Source organism: Marinifilum sp. RC60d5 (genome assembly GCF_052400665.1).
Classification (GTDB): Bacteria; Bacteroidota; Bacteroidia; order Bacteroidales; family Marinifilaceae; genus JBQTGK01.
On record NZ_JBQTGK010000004.1, the window covers coordinates 193,314 to 209,844 of the forward strand.

The 16,531-nt window shown below is 34.3% G+C and carries 6 protein-coding genes; 5 read left to right on the forward strand and 1 reads right to left on the reverse strand.

The window, feature by feature from the left end:
- The first annotated feature begins 24 nt into the window (after nt 1-24).
- A complete protein-coding gene (locus ACT3CE_RS11020; RefSeq protein ID WP_444709831.1) occupies nt 25-1,614 on the forward strand; it encodes a beta-N-acetylhexosaminidase in 1,590 nt (529 codons plus the stop codon).
- A 74-nt stretch (nt 1,615-1,688) separates the two neighbouring features.
- Here ACT3CE_RS11020 and galB read toward each other — a convergent pair whose 3' ends face one another.
- Nucleotides 1,689-4,187 (reverse strand): beta-galactosidase GalB, encoded by a 2,499-nt coding sequence (galB, locus tag ACT3CE_RS11025; protein ID WP_444709832.1) that lies wholly within the window; start codon nt 4,185-4,187, stop codon nt 1,689-1,691.
- Nucleotides 4,188-4,570: 383 nt separating this feature from the next.
- On the opposite strand from galB, the gene ACT3CE_RS11030 reads away from it, so the two are divergent.
- From ACT3CE_RS11030 to ACT3CE_RS11045, 4 genes are all read left to right on the forward strand, one after another.
- The gene (locus ACT3CE_RS11030; RefSeq protein WP_444709833.1) at nt 4,571-6,763 is read left to right on the forward strand and encodes a glycoside hydrolase family 3 C-terminal domain-containing protein; all 2,193 of its coding nucleotides are present in this window, start codon (nt 4,571-4,573) and stop codon (nt 6,761-6,763) included.
- 131 nt (nt 6,764-6,894) lie between these two features.
- Nucleotides 6,895-11,094 carry a hybrid sensor histidine kinase/response regulator transcription factor gene (locus ACT3CE_RS11035; protein WP_444709834.1) on the forward strand — a complete coding sequence of 1,400 codons (4,200 nt, stop codon included), beginning with the start codon at nt 6,895-6,897 and terminating at the stop codon, nt 11,092-11,094.
- Nucleotides 11,095-11,461: 367 nt separating this feature from the next.
- Nucleotides 11,462-12,982, forward strand: coding sequence for an alpha-L-fucosidase (locus ACT3CE_RS11040; protein ID WP_444709835.1), 1,521 nt, complete (start codon nt 11,462-11,464; stop codon nt 12,980-12,982).
- 498 nt (nt 12,983-13,480) lie between these two features.
- The gene (locus tag ACT3CE_RS11045) at nt 13,481-16,513 is read left to right on the forward strand and encodes a SusC/RagA family TonB-linked outer membrane protein (protein WP_444709836.1); all 3,033 of its coding nucleotides are present in this window, start codon (nt 13,481-13,483) and stop codon (nt 16,511-16,513) included.
- The last annotated feature ends 18 nt before the right edge of the window (nt 16,514-16,531 follow it).

Consider the following 16,531-nt stretch of genomic DNA (forward strand, 5'->3'; position numbering starts at 1 on the left):
AACAACTAACCAACACACAATATAATGATTAGTTTAAAATCCTTATCGATAGTACTATTCGCAGGAATTGTGCTGGTATCATGTAATGAACACATTTCTATGGATTTGGCAAAAGAAAATTTGATACCAAAACCTGTTAGTTTAACTGCTACAGGCAGCTCTTTCGAATGGACTAAAAATACACAAATTCATGTGCAAGCAGGTAAAGCTGAAAGTAAACAAATAGCAGTTTATTTAGCAGATTTAATTGCCCCGGCAACTGGTTTTAAGCCTAAAGTAAAGGAGTTGATTAGCCCACTGGGAAGCAGGGGCATTTCTCTAATTTTGAATGATGAAAAATCGAGTTTGGGCGAAGAAGCTTATGAGTTAACTATTGATTCCAGAAAAATTACATTGGAAGCCTTTAAACCTGCAGGCTTGTTTCGGGGTATACAAACCATACGTCAGTTGCTGCCAGCGCAAATTGAAGCTGATAGTATTCAGGAAACAGCTTGGTTAATTGCGAGTGGAAGTATTAAGGATTATCCGCAATATACTTACCGTGGAGCTATGCTTGATGTGGTTCGTCATTTTTTTTCAGTTGAAGATGTGAAGCAGTATATCGATTATTTAGCTGCTTATAAAATGAATGTTTTGCATTTACATCTTAGCGATGATCAGGGATGGAGAATTGAAATTAAATCTTGGCCTAAGCTGACCGAAATAGGTGGAAGTACACAGGTTGGTGGTGATAAAGGTGGATTTTATACTCAGGAAGAATATCAGGAAATTGTAAAATATGCACAGCAAAGATACATTACTATTGTTCCGGAAATTGATATGCCCGGACATACAAATGCTGCTTTGGCTTCTTATGCTAAACTAAATTCAAATGGTAAAGCCCGAAAATTGTACACCGGAACAAAGGTTGGTTTTAGTAGTTTGGCTACCAATAAGGAAGTTACTTATCAATTTATTGATGATGTAATTCGTGAACTGGTGGCAATAACTCCTGGTGGATATATTCATATTGGAGGCGATGAATCGAATGCTACCAAAAAGAAAGATTACATTAAGTTTATTAACAGAGTGCAGGAAATTGTACATGCTCATCATAAAAAAATGATTGGTTGGGCCGATGTGGCAGCAGCCTCTTTAAATGAAAGTTCGGTAGCCCAGTTCTGGCAAACTAAACCTGTTAATGCTCTTAAGGCAGTTAAACAAAATGTAAAAATAATTATGTCGCCTGCATCGCGGGCTTATATGGATATGCAATATGATTCAATTTCTCCGCTTGGATTACATTGGGCCGGATATTTAGAGGTGGATAAAGCTTATAATTGGATTCTGGAAAGTGAGGTGAAAGGTATTAACAAGGATGATATTCTTGGAATCGAAGCTCCTTTGTGGGCCGAAACAATCGAAACCATAGATGATATTGAATATCTTGTTTTTCCTCGTTTGCTAGGCTATGCAGAATTGGGCTGGTCGCCAGATGCTAATAATTCCTGGAATGAGTATAAAGTTCGTTTAGGAAAGCAAAAAGAGAGATTCGAGATGATGAATATTAATTATTATAAATCGAAACTTGTTCCATGGCAGTCTGTAAATAAAGGAGTGCAAACGGTAGAGTAATAAATTTGTATATATGCAAAATCGAGCTTACTTATAATTAGGTAAGCTCGATTTTTGTATGTAAAATGAACAACTTATTTTTTAGAGCTTAAGCTAATCTTATGAGAATTTAAATTTTCAGATTTTGCACTAACAATTATATCTCCCTTTTTTTCGTTCGATCGAACAATTAGTAAACATTTGCCATTAAAAGCTTTTCTGTAATTTACCTGATAAGCATCTGTTGATGTGGCATCGCCATTACCAACAGCCGCAATTGAGCCTTCGCCAGAAACTGTGAAATTAATTAGATTATTTGCTTTGGGGCATAAGTTACCATCTTTATCTTCTATTCTTACAGTAATGAAAGAAAGGTCTTTGCCATCTGCATTTATGATATTTCTATCAGCACTTAATTTAATCTGATAAGCTTTGCCTGCTGTTTTTATTGTTTTTTCGACTAACTTTTTCCCATTCTTGTATCCAACAACTTTTAATTCTCCGGGCTGATACGGAACTTTCCACGACAACCTGTATTTAGAGAAATAAGTTCCCTTATCGAAGAAATGAAATTCTGCAGGAATGGGTGTTAAATCAATTCCTTTAATTTTTTTACCATACGATTTACCATTTATAAAAAGCTCTGCTTCATCGCAGTTTGTGTAAGCAAAAACAGGAATTGTTTCTCCCAGTTTATCTTCCCAATTCCAGTGAGGCAAAACATGAATCATAGGTTTTTTTGTCCATTGGCTTTGATATAAGTAGTATCTGTCTTTTGGGAATCCACATAAATCAACAGGAGCAAAATAGGATGATCTTGAAGGCCAGTCATCATTCCAATAACCATTTGTAGAGTTATCGCGACCACCGTAAGGTGTTGGTTCTCCTAAATAATCGAAACCTGTCCACATAAACTCTCCTAAAGAGCGACTTACTTTTTCTTGCTGCTCAAATTCAACATCAGGAGGATAAGCCCATGGCGGACCAACAATAGCATCGTAACTGGAAACTTGATTGGTTTGATGTTTTTCATTGGCTTCGATAGGAAAATGATATACGCCCCGGCTACTGGTTTGCGAAGAAGTTTCCGATCCATAAACAATCATGTCAGGATATTTTTCTAAAATTTCCTCATAATTTAATGGCCAGTAATTCATGCCAACAATGTCAACGTATTTTGCCAGTTTATTGGTAAAAGGTGCAGGGTAGTAATTAAAACCTGCTGTTGTTGGTCTTGTTGGGTCTTCGTCATGACAAATATCGGTAAGTGTTTTGGCAATTTTCCAGCCATCTTTTTTCGATTGTTCCAGTATTTCATTTCCAATACTCCACATAATTACCGATGGATGGTTGCGATCTCTTTTTATCATATCCCGAAGATCTTTCTCATGCCAATGGTCGAAAAATTTATTGTAGCCATTGGGAACTTTTCCTAATTTCCATTCGTCAAATGCTTCTACAATTACAACAATTCCAAGCTTATCGCAAACTTGCAGCATTTCTGGCGATGGAGGATTATGACTAGTACGAAGAGCATTCACACCCATACTTTTCATAATCTGCATCTGTCTTTCTGTTGCTCTGTAATTTACTGCAGCTCCCAAAGGTCCCAAATCGTGATGCATACAAACACCATTTAATTTTACTGTTTTTCCGTTGAGTTGAAAACCATGTTTTGGAGAAAAGTTAATCGATCTAATTCCAAAATATGAAACAAAAGAATCTATTAATTTTCCTTTCAGATAAATGTTACTAACAGCTTTATATATATGTGGTGTTTCAATATCCCATTTTAATGGATTTTGTACTACCATTTTCTGATCGACATAACCAGTTGTTTGTGCTTGTATTACAATATCGCTGATTGTAGAGCATACTTTATTTTCTGCACTATCGAAAATTGTAGTGCTTAGTTTTGCGGTTTGTTGAAAATCTGAAAGGTTACAAACCGAGCTTGTAATGTTTATATCAGCACTATTTTTGGTAATGTTTGAGTTTGTAATTTTTGTTCCCCATTGTGGGATATGGAGTTTGTTATTGATTTTTAGATGTACATTTCTGTAAATACCTGCACCAGGATACCAACGTGCCGAAAGATCTTCTGGCGACAGTCTGACTGCAATAACATTATCCTCTCCAAACTTAATAAATGAAGTAATATCTAACTCAAAACCAATATAGCCATAAGGCCTATTTCCTGCAAATTTACCATTCACCCATACATGTGCATTGTTCATGGCTCCATCAAATTCTATTGAAATAATTTTATCTGATAGTTTTTCTTTAATGCTAAAGTGTTTTCTGTACCAGGCTGTGCCATGTACTGGTAATCCGCCTGTTCTTGCATTATTTTCGTTGCTAAAAGGTCCTTCAATAGCCCAGTCGTGAGGCAGTTGAAGTTCTCTCCAGTCTGAATCATTAAAATTAACTTGTTCGGCATTTTTAATTATGCCTTTTTTAAAAAGCCAGTCTTTGTTAAAGTTTAAGTCGACTATATCATTAGAATTCTGGCATGCACTTGCAATAAAAATTAAAAGTAGAATCGAAATAGAACTCAAGAATCGGTTCACCGGTTTAGATTTGATTTTAATCATATTTTATGCTTTCTCTTATTGAGTGTAGATTATTTTTTAATTGTTCTTCTTATTTACAAAGATAAACCTACTTGTTTTACCTTAAGGGGGTATTTAATAAGAGTGTTGAGGGCTGATTTAAAATAGGAAAGAAAATAATGATTACAGGATGAACTGAATTTGAAAAATAGATTGCGTTTGTGGCTTGTTTTGTTCATTTTTATTTCATTATTGTAGCGGAATCTTACTGGCTTATGGGTAATTTAAATCACACTTGTAAAATGCCCCCTTTTTTAAAGCTAATTTTACGTCTAATGCTTTTCTTATTGTAATTACATTTGATACATTCGAAGTGGTGTGCTTTTTTAAGAGAGCGCAATTGCTTTAACTTTAAATAATATGAAATGAAGTTTAAATTGTTTTTTGTATTGATCTTTTTGTTTTGTGCTCTTGCAGGCTTTGCACAGCAAAATGAGAGTTATGAGTGGTATAATTATGAGCTATCGCATGATGAGAGAATTGATGCTTTAGTGGAAGCAATGACTCTTGATGAAAAAGTCTCACAATTAATTGATGAAAGTGATGCGATCCCACGTTTATCGATTCCAGAGTACAACTGGTGGAACGAATGTTTGCATGGATTAGCAAGAAATGGTAGAGCAACTGTATTTCCACAGGCCATTGCTTTGGCTTCAACTTTCGATCCAGAATTAGCTCACAAAGTGGCCAATGCAATTTCTGATGAGGCTCGTGCAAAATTTAATATTTCGATTAAAAATAATAATCGAGCAAAATATGCCGGACTTACTTTTTGGACTCCAAATATTAATATTTTTAGAGATGCACGATGGGGACGAGGACAGGAAACTTATGGTGAGGATCCATTTTTAACTTCAAGAATAGGTGTTGCTTTTGTAAAAGGATTACAAGGAGATAACCCAAAATATTTAAAAGCAGCTGCCTGTGCTAAACACTATGCAGTTCATTCTGGTCCGGAGGCATTGCGTCATGAATTTGATGCTGTAGTCTCAAAAAAGGATTTATATGAAACTTATTTGCCTGCTTTTGAAGCATTGGTTAAGGAGGCTAAAGTAGAATCGGTAATGGGAGCTTATAATCGGGTATTGGGAGAGCCTGCTTGTGGTAGTCCATTTTTATTACAAGATATTTTAAGAAAAGATTGGGGATTTAAAGGGCATGTTGTTTCGGATTGTGGAGCTATTTCTGATTTCCATTTGTATCATAAAGTGACAAAAAATGCCGTTGAATCGGCTGCATTGGCTATTAATAGTGGTGTTGATTTAAATTGTGGTAAAGTATATAAAAGTTTGTCGGATGCAGTAAAGCAAGGTCTTGTGAAAGAAGAGACTATTGATGAGAGATTGAAAGCTTTGCTAAGAACAAAATTTAAACTCGGATTTTTTGATCCTGTAGAAATGAATCCTTACAATAAAATTGGGGAAGAGGTTATTTGCAGTAAAGCTCATAGCAATTTAGCATTGGAAGTTGCACAGAAATCTATTGTGTTATTAACAAATAAGAATCATGTTTTGCCATTGTCCCCTTCAATTAAAAATTTATATGTAACAGGTCCTCAGGCAAATAATTCCGAGGTGTTATTAGGTAATTATTATGGAATGAGTAATCGCCTGGTGAATATTTTAGAAGGAATTACAACAGCAGTAAGTTCAGGAACAACAATAAACTACAAGAAAGGTTGTTTGCCTTATCGAACTAATATTAATCCAATCGATTGGACCACAGGAGAGGCTAAAAATGCAGATGCAATTATTGCGGTTCTAGGTATTTCGAGTACCATGGAAGGTGAAGAAGGTGATGCTATTGGTTCCGAAACCAAGGGCGATAGAATAAAACCATATTTACCTGAAAACCAGGTAGAGTTTCTGCGTAAACTTAGAAAGGGTAATAAAAAGCCTGTAATTGCAGTAATAACAGGAGGTAGCCCAATGATTATGCCCGAAGTTGCCGAGCTGGCAGATGCAATTGTGTGGGCATGGTATCCCGGACAAGAAGGGGGAACAGCAGTTGCTGATATTATTTTTGGGAAAATTTCACCATCGGGAAAATTACCATTAACTTTTCCTAAAAATATTGATCAATTGCCTCCTTATGAAGATTATGGAATGACTGGGCGTACCTATAAGTACTTAAAATGTGAGCCATTATTCCCATTTGGTTATGGATTATCTTATAGCAAGTTTAAATATGAAAATATTAAAGTAAGCTCAGCAAAAATTAAGAAAAATGAGAGCTTAAATGTTGAAATTGATATTACTAATGTTGGAGGCGTAAAGGCTGATGAGGTAATTCAGGTATACCTATCGCAACCAGGAGCTGGAATAACTGCACCCATCAGAAAATTAGTTGCCTTTAAAAGAGTAAACTTAAATATTGGCGAAAATCAAAAAAGTGAATTTGTACTTTCAGCAAAAGAATTTGAACAAGTAAACGAAAAAGGAGAGAAAGAAATTATAAAAGGTACATATACCATATTAATAGGAGGTAGTTCACCTGCATTAGGATTGGAAAAAAGAGGTATTGCTGCTCCTAAAACAATTAATTTCGAAATTAAATAAGTTAAAAATATTATATACATCAAGTGCGAATTTTTATTGCTGAGATTAATTTTCCCGATATCTGATGTTGGGAAAGTTTTTTTTTATACATTAATCATTTAGAATTTAATCTAACGAAATATTTACATTGTATGCGTGCTCTTTTCTTTGTATTTCTTTTTTTTGTAAGTGTAGTTTCAAAAGCACAAACAGATTTTGAACACCTAACTACACTAAATGGTCTTTCTCAAAATGATATCAATTTTATTTTTCAGGATTCGAAAGGATTTATGTGGTTCGGAACTGTTGATGGACTGAATAGGTATGATGGAATGAGCTTTGTGCAGTATCGAAGCACCAGTTTAATGGAATATCCTATTGATAGTAATCTTCCTTTTTGTATGGTTGAGGATTCTAAAGGTAATTTTTGGATAGGAACTTCCGATAATGGGGTGTGGTTTTTCGATCGAAAAAAAGAAGAGTTTCATAAGATTCCTGAAGTTGTTGATGGGAAAAGAATAATTCTGGATACTAAAATTGTAAATGTTCTGATTGACTCTAAAGAACAACTTTGGATAGCAACTCCCAATGGATTATGTGTTTTTGATATTAATGCCTACCGAAAAGGTAAATACGACAGCACTGTATTTTCAACCGATGAAGTTGTATCGAAAAGAAGTGTAATTGCAGGAATGAGAACTGCAAATCTTATAAAAGAAGATTCGAAGGGAAGAGTATGGATTGGTAATGGTAGTGGATTGTTCTTTGTGGAGCTTACTGCTGAAAAAAAACTTAAACAGTACCGCTTAAAAGAATTATCCTACGGACCGTTTAAAGATATTATTAAAACTAAAACAGGATATCTTACTTCAGGAGGACAGGGTGTATTTTATTTTAATGATTTTGATAAACCAGAAGAAATTAAGGTAAAGCGCCTGGTTACTTATAGCTTTAGTTCATTTTTAAAGTCGAGTAAAAATTATGTTTTTGGAGGTAATAGTCAGGGCTTATTTCAGTTCGACTGGAATGAAAAAAAAATGAAATTAAAATTGATAAATCATTTTACTTCAGAATATCATAATCCTAATAGTTTAACCAAGAATAATATTACTGATATTTTCGAAGATCGATCAGGCCTTTTATGGGTTGGAACTAATGGTGGAGGTTTAAATCAACTCGATTTAAATGAGAAAAAGTTTTATCGTGTTGGTAGATCGAATAATAAAGGTAGTATTGCCTATAATAAAGTTAGAGCGGTTTATGAAGATAAGGCAGGTAATTTATGGATAGGAACCGAAGGTGGAGGTATTTCATTTTTATCTGTTAAAAACAAGAAGGACTTTAAAAGTGGTTTTCTTAATATAAATGTGGATAATAAGAATTTGGGGCAAAACTATGTTTACTGCTATGATTCTATTCCCGGAGAAGTACATAATAAAGTGTTAATGGGAGTCGGATACCCAAATAGAGTTGGTATCGCTACACTTAAAGGAGAAAATGACATTTCAGTTGAGTATTATCCCGATTTAGTTCAGAATCCTGTTTTTGCATCGGCAGTTGATAGAGCAGGTAATATTTGGCTTGGGACCTATGGGGCCGGACTTTACAGGGTTGCTTATGATCACAAAACAAATAAGTTGATTGTTAAAAATCATTATACTGCTGAAGGCAAGGGATCCATTGCATCTAATGTAGTACGAAGCGTGCTGGAAGATGCCAGTGGAAATATTTTTGTGGGTACCGATCATGGTTTATGTATGTTGCCTTTTAACGAAAAATCAGCTTCAAATCCTTTTTTTTTAAAAGCTACAAGAACAGTTGGTGATCCTACTTCTTTGGCACATAATTACGTGTTGGATATGTACCTCGACAGTAAGCAAAGAGTTTGGGTTGGGACCATGGGCGGAGGATTATGTTTGCTGCAAGAGTATTATGGTAATGATTTTAAATTTAAGCGTTACTCTTCTAAGCAAGGATTACCTAACGATGTAATTAAAGGGATTGAGGAAGATGCTTCCGGAAATTTATGGATCTCTACCAATAAAGGATTAACGAGTTTTAATACCGATTCAGAGGAAATCAGAAATTATAATGTTTCGGATGGATTACAGGATTATGAATTTAGTGAATGTGCCTCCTATACCAAAGAAAATGGAGAAATGATATTCGGAGGAGTTAATGGGTTTAATATTTTTAACCCTCGCGAAATTGAGGATAATCCTTACGGATCGCAAGTGGAATTTAATGAGTTGTTTGTATTAAACGAGAAAATTTTAACCGGTAAAGAATACAAACGAAATGTTATTTTGTCAAACGAAATGCCTTCTACCGATACAATATCATTAAAATATTCACAAAATAGTTTTACAGTGGGATTCACAGCATTACATTTTGTAGCTCCCGATAAAATTAACTACAAGTATTTGCTGGAAGGTTTCGATACCGAATGGAATATGGTTAATAGTGTAGAACCCAGAGCCAATTATACAAATATTCCGCCAGGTGATTATAAATTGAAAGTGTTGGCTACTAATAATGATGGAGTATGGACAACCCAACCTTCTGTTCTACATATAGAAATCGTTCCACCCTTTTGGCGAACCATTTACGCATTCTTTATCTATATTGTTGTATTTGTTGTGCTTCTTGTCTTTTTTAGAAGATATTCGGTGATTGCCGTTACCAAGAAAAATGAGCTAATGATGGAGCATTTTGAACAAGAGAAAATAGAGGAATTGGTACAAATGAAATTACAGTTTTTTACCAATATCTCTCACGAATTCAGAACTCCATTAACACTTATTCAAAGTCCTCTGGAAAAACTGATATCAAAGAAAGATCGTGTTGACGAAGAGTATAGGCAGAAAAACTATTCTTTAATGATTAAGAATGTTAGAATGCTGAATAGATTAATTACTCAGCTAATGGAGTTTAGGAAACTCGAGAGAGGGAAAATGCCATTGGCAGTTACCAGAGGTAATGTAATCGATTTGGTAAAACAGGTGTTCGATGCTTTTAATGAAATAGCACAATCAAAAAATATAAGATTCGAACTTATTAATACTTATCCTTCGATTGAGTTGTGGTTCGATTTTGATAAAATTGAAAAGGTATTATTTAATTTATTGTCGAATGCATTTAAATTTACTCCACAAGGAGGTCAGGTTGCGATCGTTGTTGGTGAGGAGGAAGTTGATGGAAAAGAATGGGTTAAAATAGAAGTTAAAGATAATGGTCCCGGAATTAGTAAAGATAAGCTTCCTTATTTGTTTGATAGGTTTTATCAAACAGGAAGTCATAAATTGTCTAAAGTTTCGGGTACAGGAATAGGGCTTGCTTTTGCTAAAAATTTGGTAAACCTGCATCATGGAAAAATTTCTGTAGAAAGTAATCCTAGTATCGCAACAGTATTTTCAATACATCTGCCTAAAGGTAAATTGCATTTTAAAAAAGAAGATTTTTCGACTCAGGTTCATGAATCGTCTGTTAATACACAAACAATTGTTAAAGATTATCAGCACGAAAAACCAATGTCTGATATTAATCGGGAACTTAAATTTAATAATGATAAACCTCTTGTTTTAATAGTAGAAGATAATTACGATGTACAATCTCTAATTAAAAGTAATTTGGAGGATAAATTTAATTGCATACAGGGTTTTAATGGTAAAGAGGGATTAGAGCTTTGTAAAAAATATAATCCGGATGTAATCATATCAGATGTAATGATGCCAGTAATGGATGGTTTTGAAATGTGTAATATGATTAAAAATGATCAAGCCATCTGTCATATTCCGATTGTGGTGCTTACCGCCAAAACAACCAACGAAGATAAATTAACAGGATTAACCGAAGGAGCAATGGCATATCTTTCAAAACCTTTTAATATTGACGTTTTAATTGCTCAAATTAACACTATTTTGGAGGCAAGAAAAACCGTAAAACGCGAATTTAATAGGAAAGTAGAAGTAGAACCTAAAGAAATTACTTTTACATCTATTGATGAAAAATTACTGGAAAGACTATTAAAGGTTGTTGAAGAGAATATTAGTAATCCTGAATTTACAGTCGTACAGTTAGGTCGCGAGGTAGGAATAAGTCAATCGATACTAAATAAAAAATTAAAGGCTCTTTTAGGACAAACAGCTAATGTGTTTATTCGTACTATTAGGTTAAAAAGAGCAGCTCAGTTATTTAAACTCGATCGTTTATCTGTTACCGATGTAGTTTACGAGGTTGGTTTTAATGATATGAAATATTTTAGAGAGTGTTTTAGAAAGCAATTTGATACAACACCATCGGAATATATTCGACAGCACAGAGAGCAACAGAGCCAAGAAAATAAAGATTAAAAAGTATGACAGTAAGAAAAAGGAGAGAACGGTATATTAACTTCTCTCCTTTTATCATTGTAAAAATATCCCTCTTTTATATTTTAAAATTACCCTCGATATAAGCTTTAGCTTTTAGAAAAAGAAATACCCCCTTATTATCTCAATAATTTATATCTGAGTTTATATAACCGATACATTAGTTTTGCTGAAGAATTTATACACTTTTTAAATTTTAAAGCAAGCTGTGCCGGAAATGTATTTTCTGCTTAAGTATGTTATCTGGTTCGGCTTATTTTCAAATTAATAAAGAACTATTAAACAAGATGTAAGTGTGTATTAAACTTGCTAATGTGTTTGATAAAACAATTAGGAAAAAATTAAACAAATGAAGAGACTTATAATTAGTATGTTATTGGTTGTGGCTTTTTTTGTTTCCTGCACGAATACTACGAAAACGAGCATGGTAAACACAGGGCCATTTGAAGAGGATTGGAATTCTTTGTCTAAATATCAAACACCAGCATGGTTTCAGGATGCAAAATTAGGTATTTTTATACATTGGGGACCGTATAGCGTTCCTGCCTGGGGATCGGAATGGTATCCTCGCTGGATGTATATGGATTCGGTACAATGGAATCCTGATGGAAAAGTAACTAAAAAAGAAGCTAGTGAGTTTTATACTCATCATGTAGAAACTTATGGAAATCTTGGAGAGTTTGGTTACAAGGATTTTATTCCAATGTTTAAAGCTGAAAAATTTAATGCAGTAAATTGGGTAAATTTATTTAAAAAAGCAGGAGCTAAATATGTTGTACCAGTGGCTGAACATCACGATGGATTTGCCATGTATAAATCCAATTATACACGTTGGAATTCAGTTAATATGGGACCTAAACGCGATATTTTAGGCGAAATGTCGAAAGCAGCTAAAGATGCAGGCTTGTATTTTGGAGCTTCATCGCATTATGCTTTTAATTGGAATTATTATACTCATAAAAAAGGATTTGATACAGCAGATCCTCAATATGCAGATTTATACTCTCGTGCGCATGATCATTATGCTCCCGCAGATAAAGAATTCCTGCAAATGTGGTGGAATAGGACAAAAGATATTATTGATAATTATCAACCCGATATTCTTTGGTTCGATTTTGTTTTGGATCATGACGAATTTGTTCCGTATCACAAACAACTGGCTGCTTATTATTACAATAAAGGTATTGACTGGCAAAAAGATGTGGTATTGCAAACAAAGAATTTCAAACATAAAACTTTTCCTGAAGGATCAAATGTATTGGATATTGAGCGTGGAAAATTAGCAGACATTAGAAAATTTCCATGGCAAACCGATACTTCTATTGGAACCAATAGCTGGTGTTATACAGTCGATTGGAATTCTAAAGATGCTAACACCTTAATTGATGATTTAATTGATATCGTAAGTAAAAATGGTAATATGCTTCTTAATGTAGGACCAAAAGCTGATGGTACAATTCCTCAGGATCAGGCAGATATTTTACTGGAAATGGGTAGCTGGCTAAGTGTTAATGGCGATGCTATTTATGGTACTCGTCCTTGGACAATTTTTGGAGAGGGACCTACCGAAGTAAAAACTGGACATCATACCGAAGGCAAGAATAAGAATCTTACAGCCAATGATTTCAGATTTACACAAAAGGATGGCAAAATATATGTAATTGCTATGGATATTGCTAAAAATGGTGAATACCTGGTTAAATCATTCGCCAAAGGAAGCGATCTTTATAAAGGAGAAATTAAATCTGTAAAAATGCTGGGAATGGATAAAGACTGTGAATGGCAAGTTGGAGAATCTGGACTTAAAATTAAGACAGATATAAATGAAGATGCTAATTATGCATGTGCATTCGAAATAAAAATGAATTAACATGTTGTGATCTAGATAACTAAATGTAACAAAAAAGAGGTGCTTTAAAGCACCTCTTTTTTGTTACATTTAGTTCTTATTTACAATTTTATTGTATCTATTTAATGTTAATTATACGAGTTTTAAGTATTTTATGAGTGTTTTTAGTTTTACCTAATGCAAAAAAAACAAATAGGAGGAATAGGTTTAATTATGAGGGGTATATAGACTAAGCACAGTGTAATATGTTGTTTGTGAGTGAGTTATGGAACTGGTGATTTGTTTGTGTTTTTTGTGAATTCCCCGATTTTTAGTCTTTTTTACATTTTTTAACAAATATCCCCCTTCTATTGAAACCAATTTTTTCTAACGATTGCATTGAGGAAAAGTACATTTGTTTCAGAAAGTGTATTAAGCAGGAAATAAATTGTAAAAACTAATCTATTTTTAAATTTTATGAAGGACATAAGGTACAGAAGTTCATGGAAGGCGAGAGGCATAATTTTATCCCTCTTGTTGATGTTGACCTTTAATATGTATGGTCAAGAAATTCAAGTCCGGGGTAAAGTTATTTCCACCGAAGATAATATGGGAATACCTGGAGTAAGTGTTGTTGTTAAAGGCACAACTATTGGTACAATAACTAACATTGATGGAGAGTATAGTATTAACGCAAATAAAGGCGAAGTACTTATCTTTCAATTTATGGGTATGGAAACGTCTGAAAAGACCATTTCAGGTAATGTTATTGATGTGAAAATGAATCCTCAATCGTTTAATATTAATGAGGTTGTTGCTATTGGTTATGGTACACAAAAGAAAAAAGAAGTTACTGGTGCTGTTGTACAGGTTAAGGCTGAGCAATTAGAAAAAATTTCTACTTCCGATTTAGGTAGTGCTCTTCAAGGAACTGTTGCAGGAGTAAGTGTACAGGCTAGTTCGGGTGCTCCAGGAGCTGCTTCAAACATCCAAATTCGTGGTATTAGTTCTATTAACGGACTAAATTCACCATTATTTGTAGTTGATGGTATTCCTCAGGATGGTGATCCTCGTTTAAGTGCGAGTGAAATAGCTACAGTAGATATTTTGAAAGATGCTGCTTCTTGTGCTATTTATGGTACTCGTGGTGCTGCTGGTGTAATTTTAATTACAACAAAATCGGGAAAAGCGGGTGAAATGAAAGTTTCGGCCAACGGTTACTACGGAATTCAAAAAATTACATCAGGTATTGAATTGTTGAATCGAGAAGACTACTTATATGCATTTTTTCTACAGCAAACACTTAAAGATCCTACAAGAAACTCTGATAACGTATGGACATCTCTAGAAAATTCTACTGATGGATTTACTCACGATACTGATTTAGTAGAAACAATTGAGAATGACAATGCTAGGATTCAAAATTATAGTTTAAATATTTCAGGTGGTAAAAAAGATTTAACTTATAATGTTGTTGCATCTTATTTTGATCAGGAAGGTACTCTGATTAACACTGACTACGAACGTTTTAATGTGCGAGCAAATACTTCCTTTAAAAAAGGAAAATGGAGTATTAAAACTGGTTTAGGTTTTAGAGTTGAAGAGCAGTCTTATGCAAGTTATAACTTGTTATACGAAGCATACAAGTATAAGCCTTACCAAACTCCATTGGATCCAGATGCTGACACCTTTTCAGAAGGTGGGCAGGATAATGATAGAGCGCAATTGGGTAATGTAATGGCTAAATTAAAGCAGACTGATGTTCGTAACGGAGAACAATTTAATGGTAATATTAATTTGAGTTATGAAATTACAAAAGACTTGAATTTTACATCCTCTGTTGGGGTTCTTTACGGAAATAATACACGAGTTAAAATTAATCCGTTGTTTTTGGTGTATGATGAAGAAGGCGAGTTGGTTACTAATAGTAATACCAGATCAAAAATTCGAAATACAAGCGATAGAAGAACCAACTTTACTGTTGAAGGTGGTTTGAATTATACTAAAAAGTTTGGCGATCATAAAATTAAACTTTTGGCAATTGCATCTTCTGAAAAATATACTTACACAAGTTTTTGGGCCGAAGGTAAAGATGTCACAAGTAATGATGTAGCAAATCTTGGACAAACTACAGCAGAACCTGCAGTGGGAATTGGAACAGGATACAATCAGGATAGAACAAATACTTTAGTCGGTTTATTAGGTCGTGTTCAATACGATTATAAAGGTCGCTACATGCTTAGTGCAAGTGTGCGTCGTGATGGTTCTTCAAGATTTAGTGAAGATAATCGTTGGGGAACTTTCCCATCTGCATCTATTGGATGGAACGTTGCCGATGAAAATTTCTGGAAGAATTTAAATTCTCCGGTTAATTCGTTTAAACTTAGAGCAAGTTACGGTACTACAGGTAATCAAAGTTTCCTTGACTATAGCAATTCTCCAACAATTAGTTCTGGTTACGATTATCCTTTTGGTGATGAGGGGAATCCTTATTTGGCTTTAGGTGGAATTCAAACGGGATTTGCAAATGCCGACATCCAGTGGGAGACTTCTATTCAGAAAAATATTGGAGTTGACCTGGGTTTATTTGATAATAAACTGAGCATTACAGCAGATTACTATGATACGAATAAAGAAGATTTATTATTTCCTTTATTAATCCCTACATCAGCTGGAGCGGGTCAAAATCAGAATATTATTTTGAATGTTGGGGATATGAATAACCGAGGTGTTGAATTCGCCGCAAGTTATCGTAAGCATGGTAAATTTAGCTGGAATGTTAGTGCTACCTACTCAAAAAATGTGAATGAAGTAACAAAAATGAGTGGTGCTAATAAAATATCAGCATTTGCTAATGGTAAAGCTATAACTGTTAGTAATAACAGCGATTTTATGACTTATGTAGCTGAAGGTTACGAAGCTGGAGCTTACATGATGATGGAAACCGATGGTATTATCAATACGGAAGATAAATTAGCTGCTTATCAGAAAATTGATTCTGGTGCAAAAATGGGTGATTTAATTTATGTTGATCAGGATGGAAATAATACTATTGATGATGCCGATAGAGTTTATCAAGGTAGTGGTACTCCGGAATTTGAAGTTGGTTTAAACTTTAGTTGTGATTATAAAGGATTCGATTTCTCTATGCAGTGGTTTGCAGCAGTTGGTCAGGAAGTTATTAATGGATCTCGACTATATGCTTTTACGACAGGAACTCATCAGGATTTATTATATCAGTGGACTGAGAAGAATCCTTATGGTGTAATTCCAGCTAACCGTGGTAGCGGACACATGAATTACAGAGGATGGTCTGATCAGTGGATTGAAGATGGATCATTTGCACGTTTGAGAAATGTTACTTTAGGCTACACTATACCGAAGAATTTAATTTCGAAAAGTGGTATTAACAGACTAAGAGTTTATGTAGCTGCAGATAATCCATTAACATTTACCAAATATACTGGATACGATCCTGAGGTTGGTAACGATGGTCTAGCCACCAGAGGTTTAGATAAAGGAAGTTATCCAATTAGTTCGCAATACAGAGCAGGTATTCAGCTTGATTTTTAATTTTAAAAAGTTGATAAA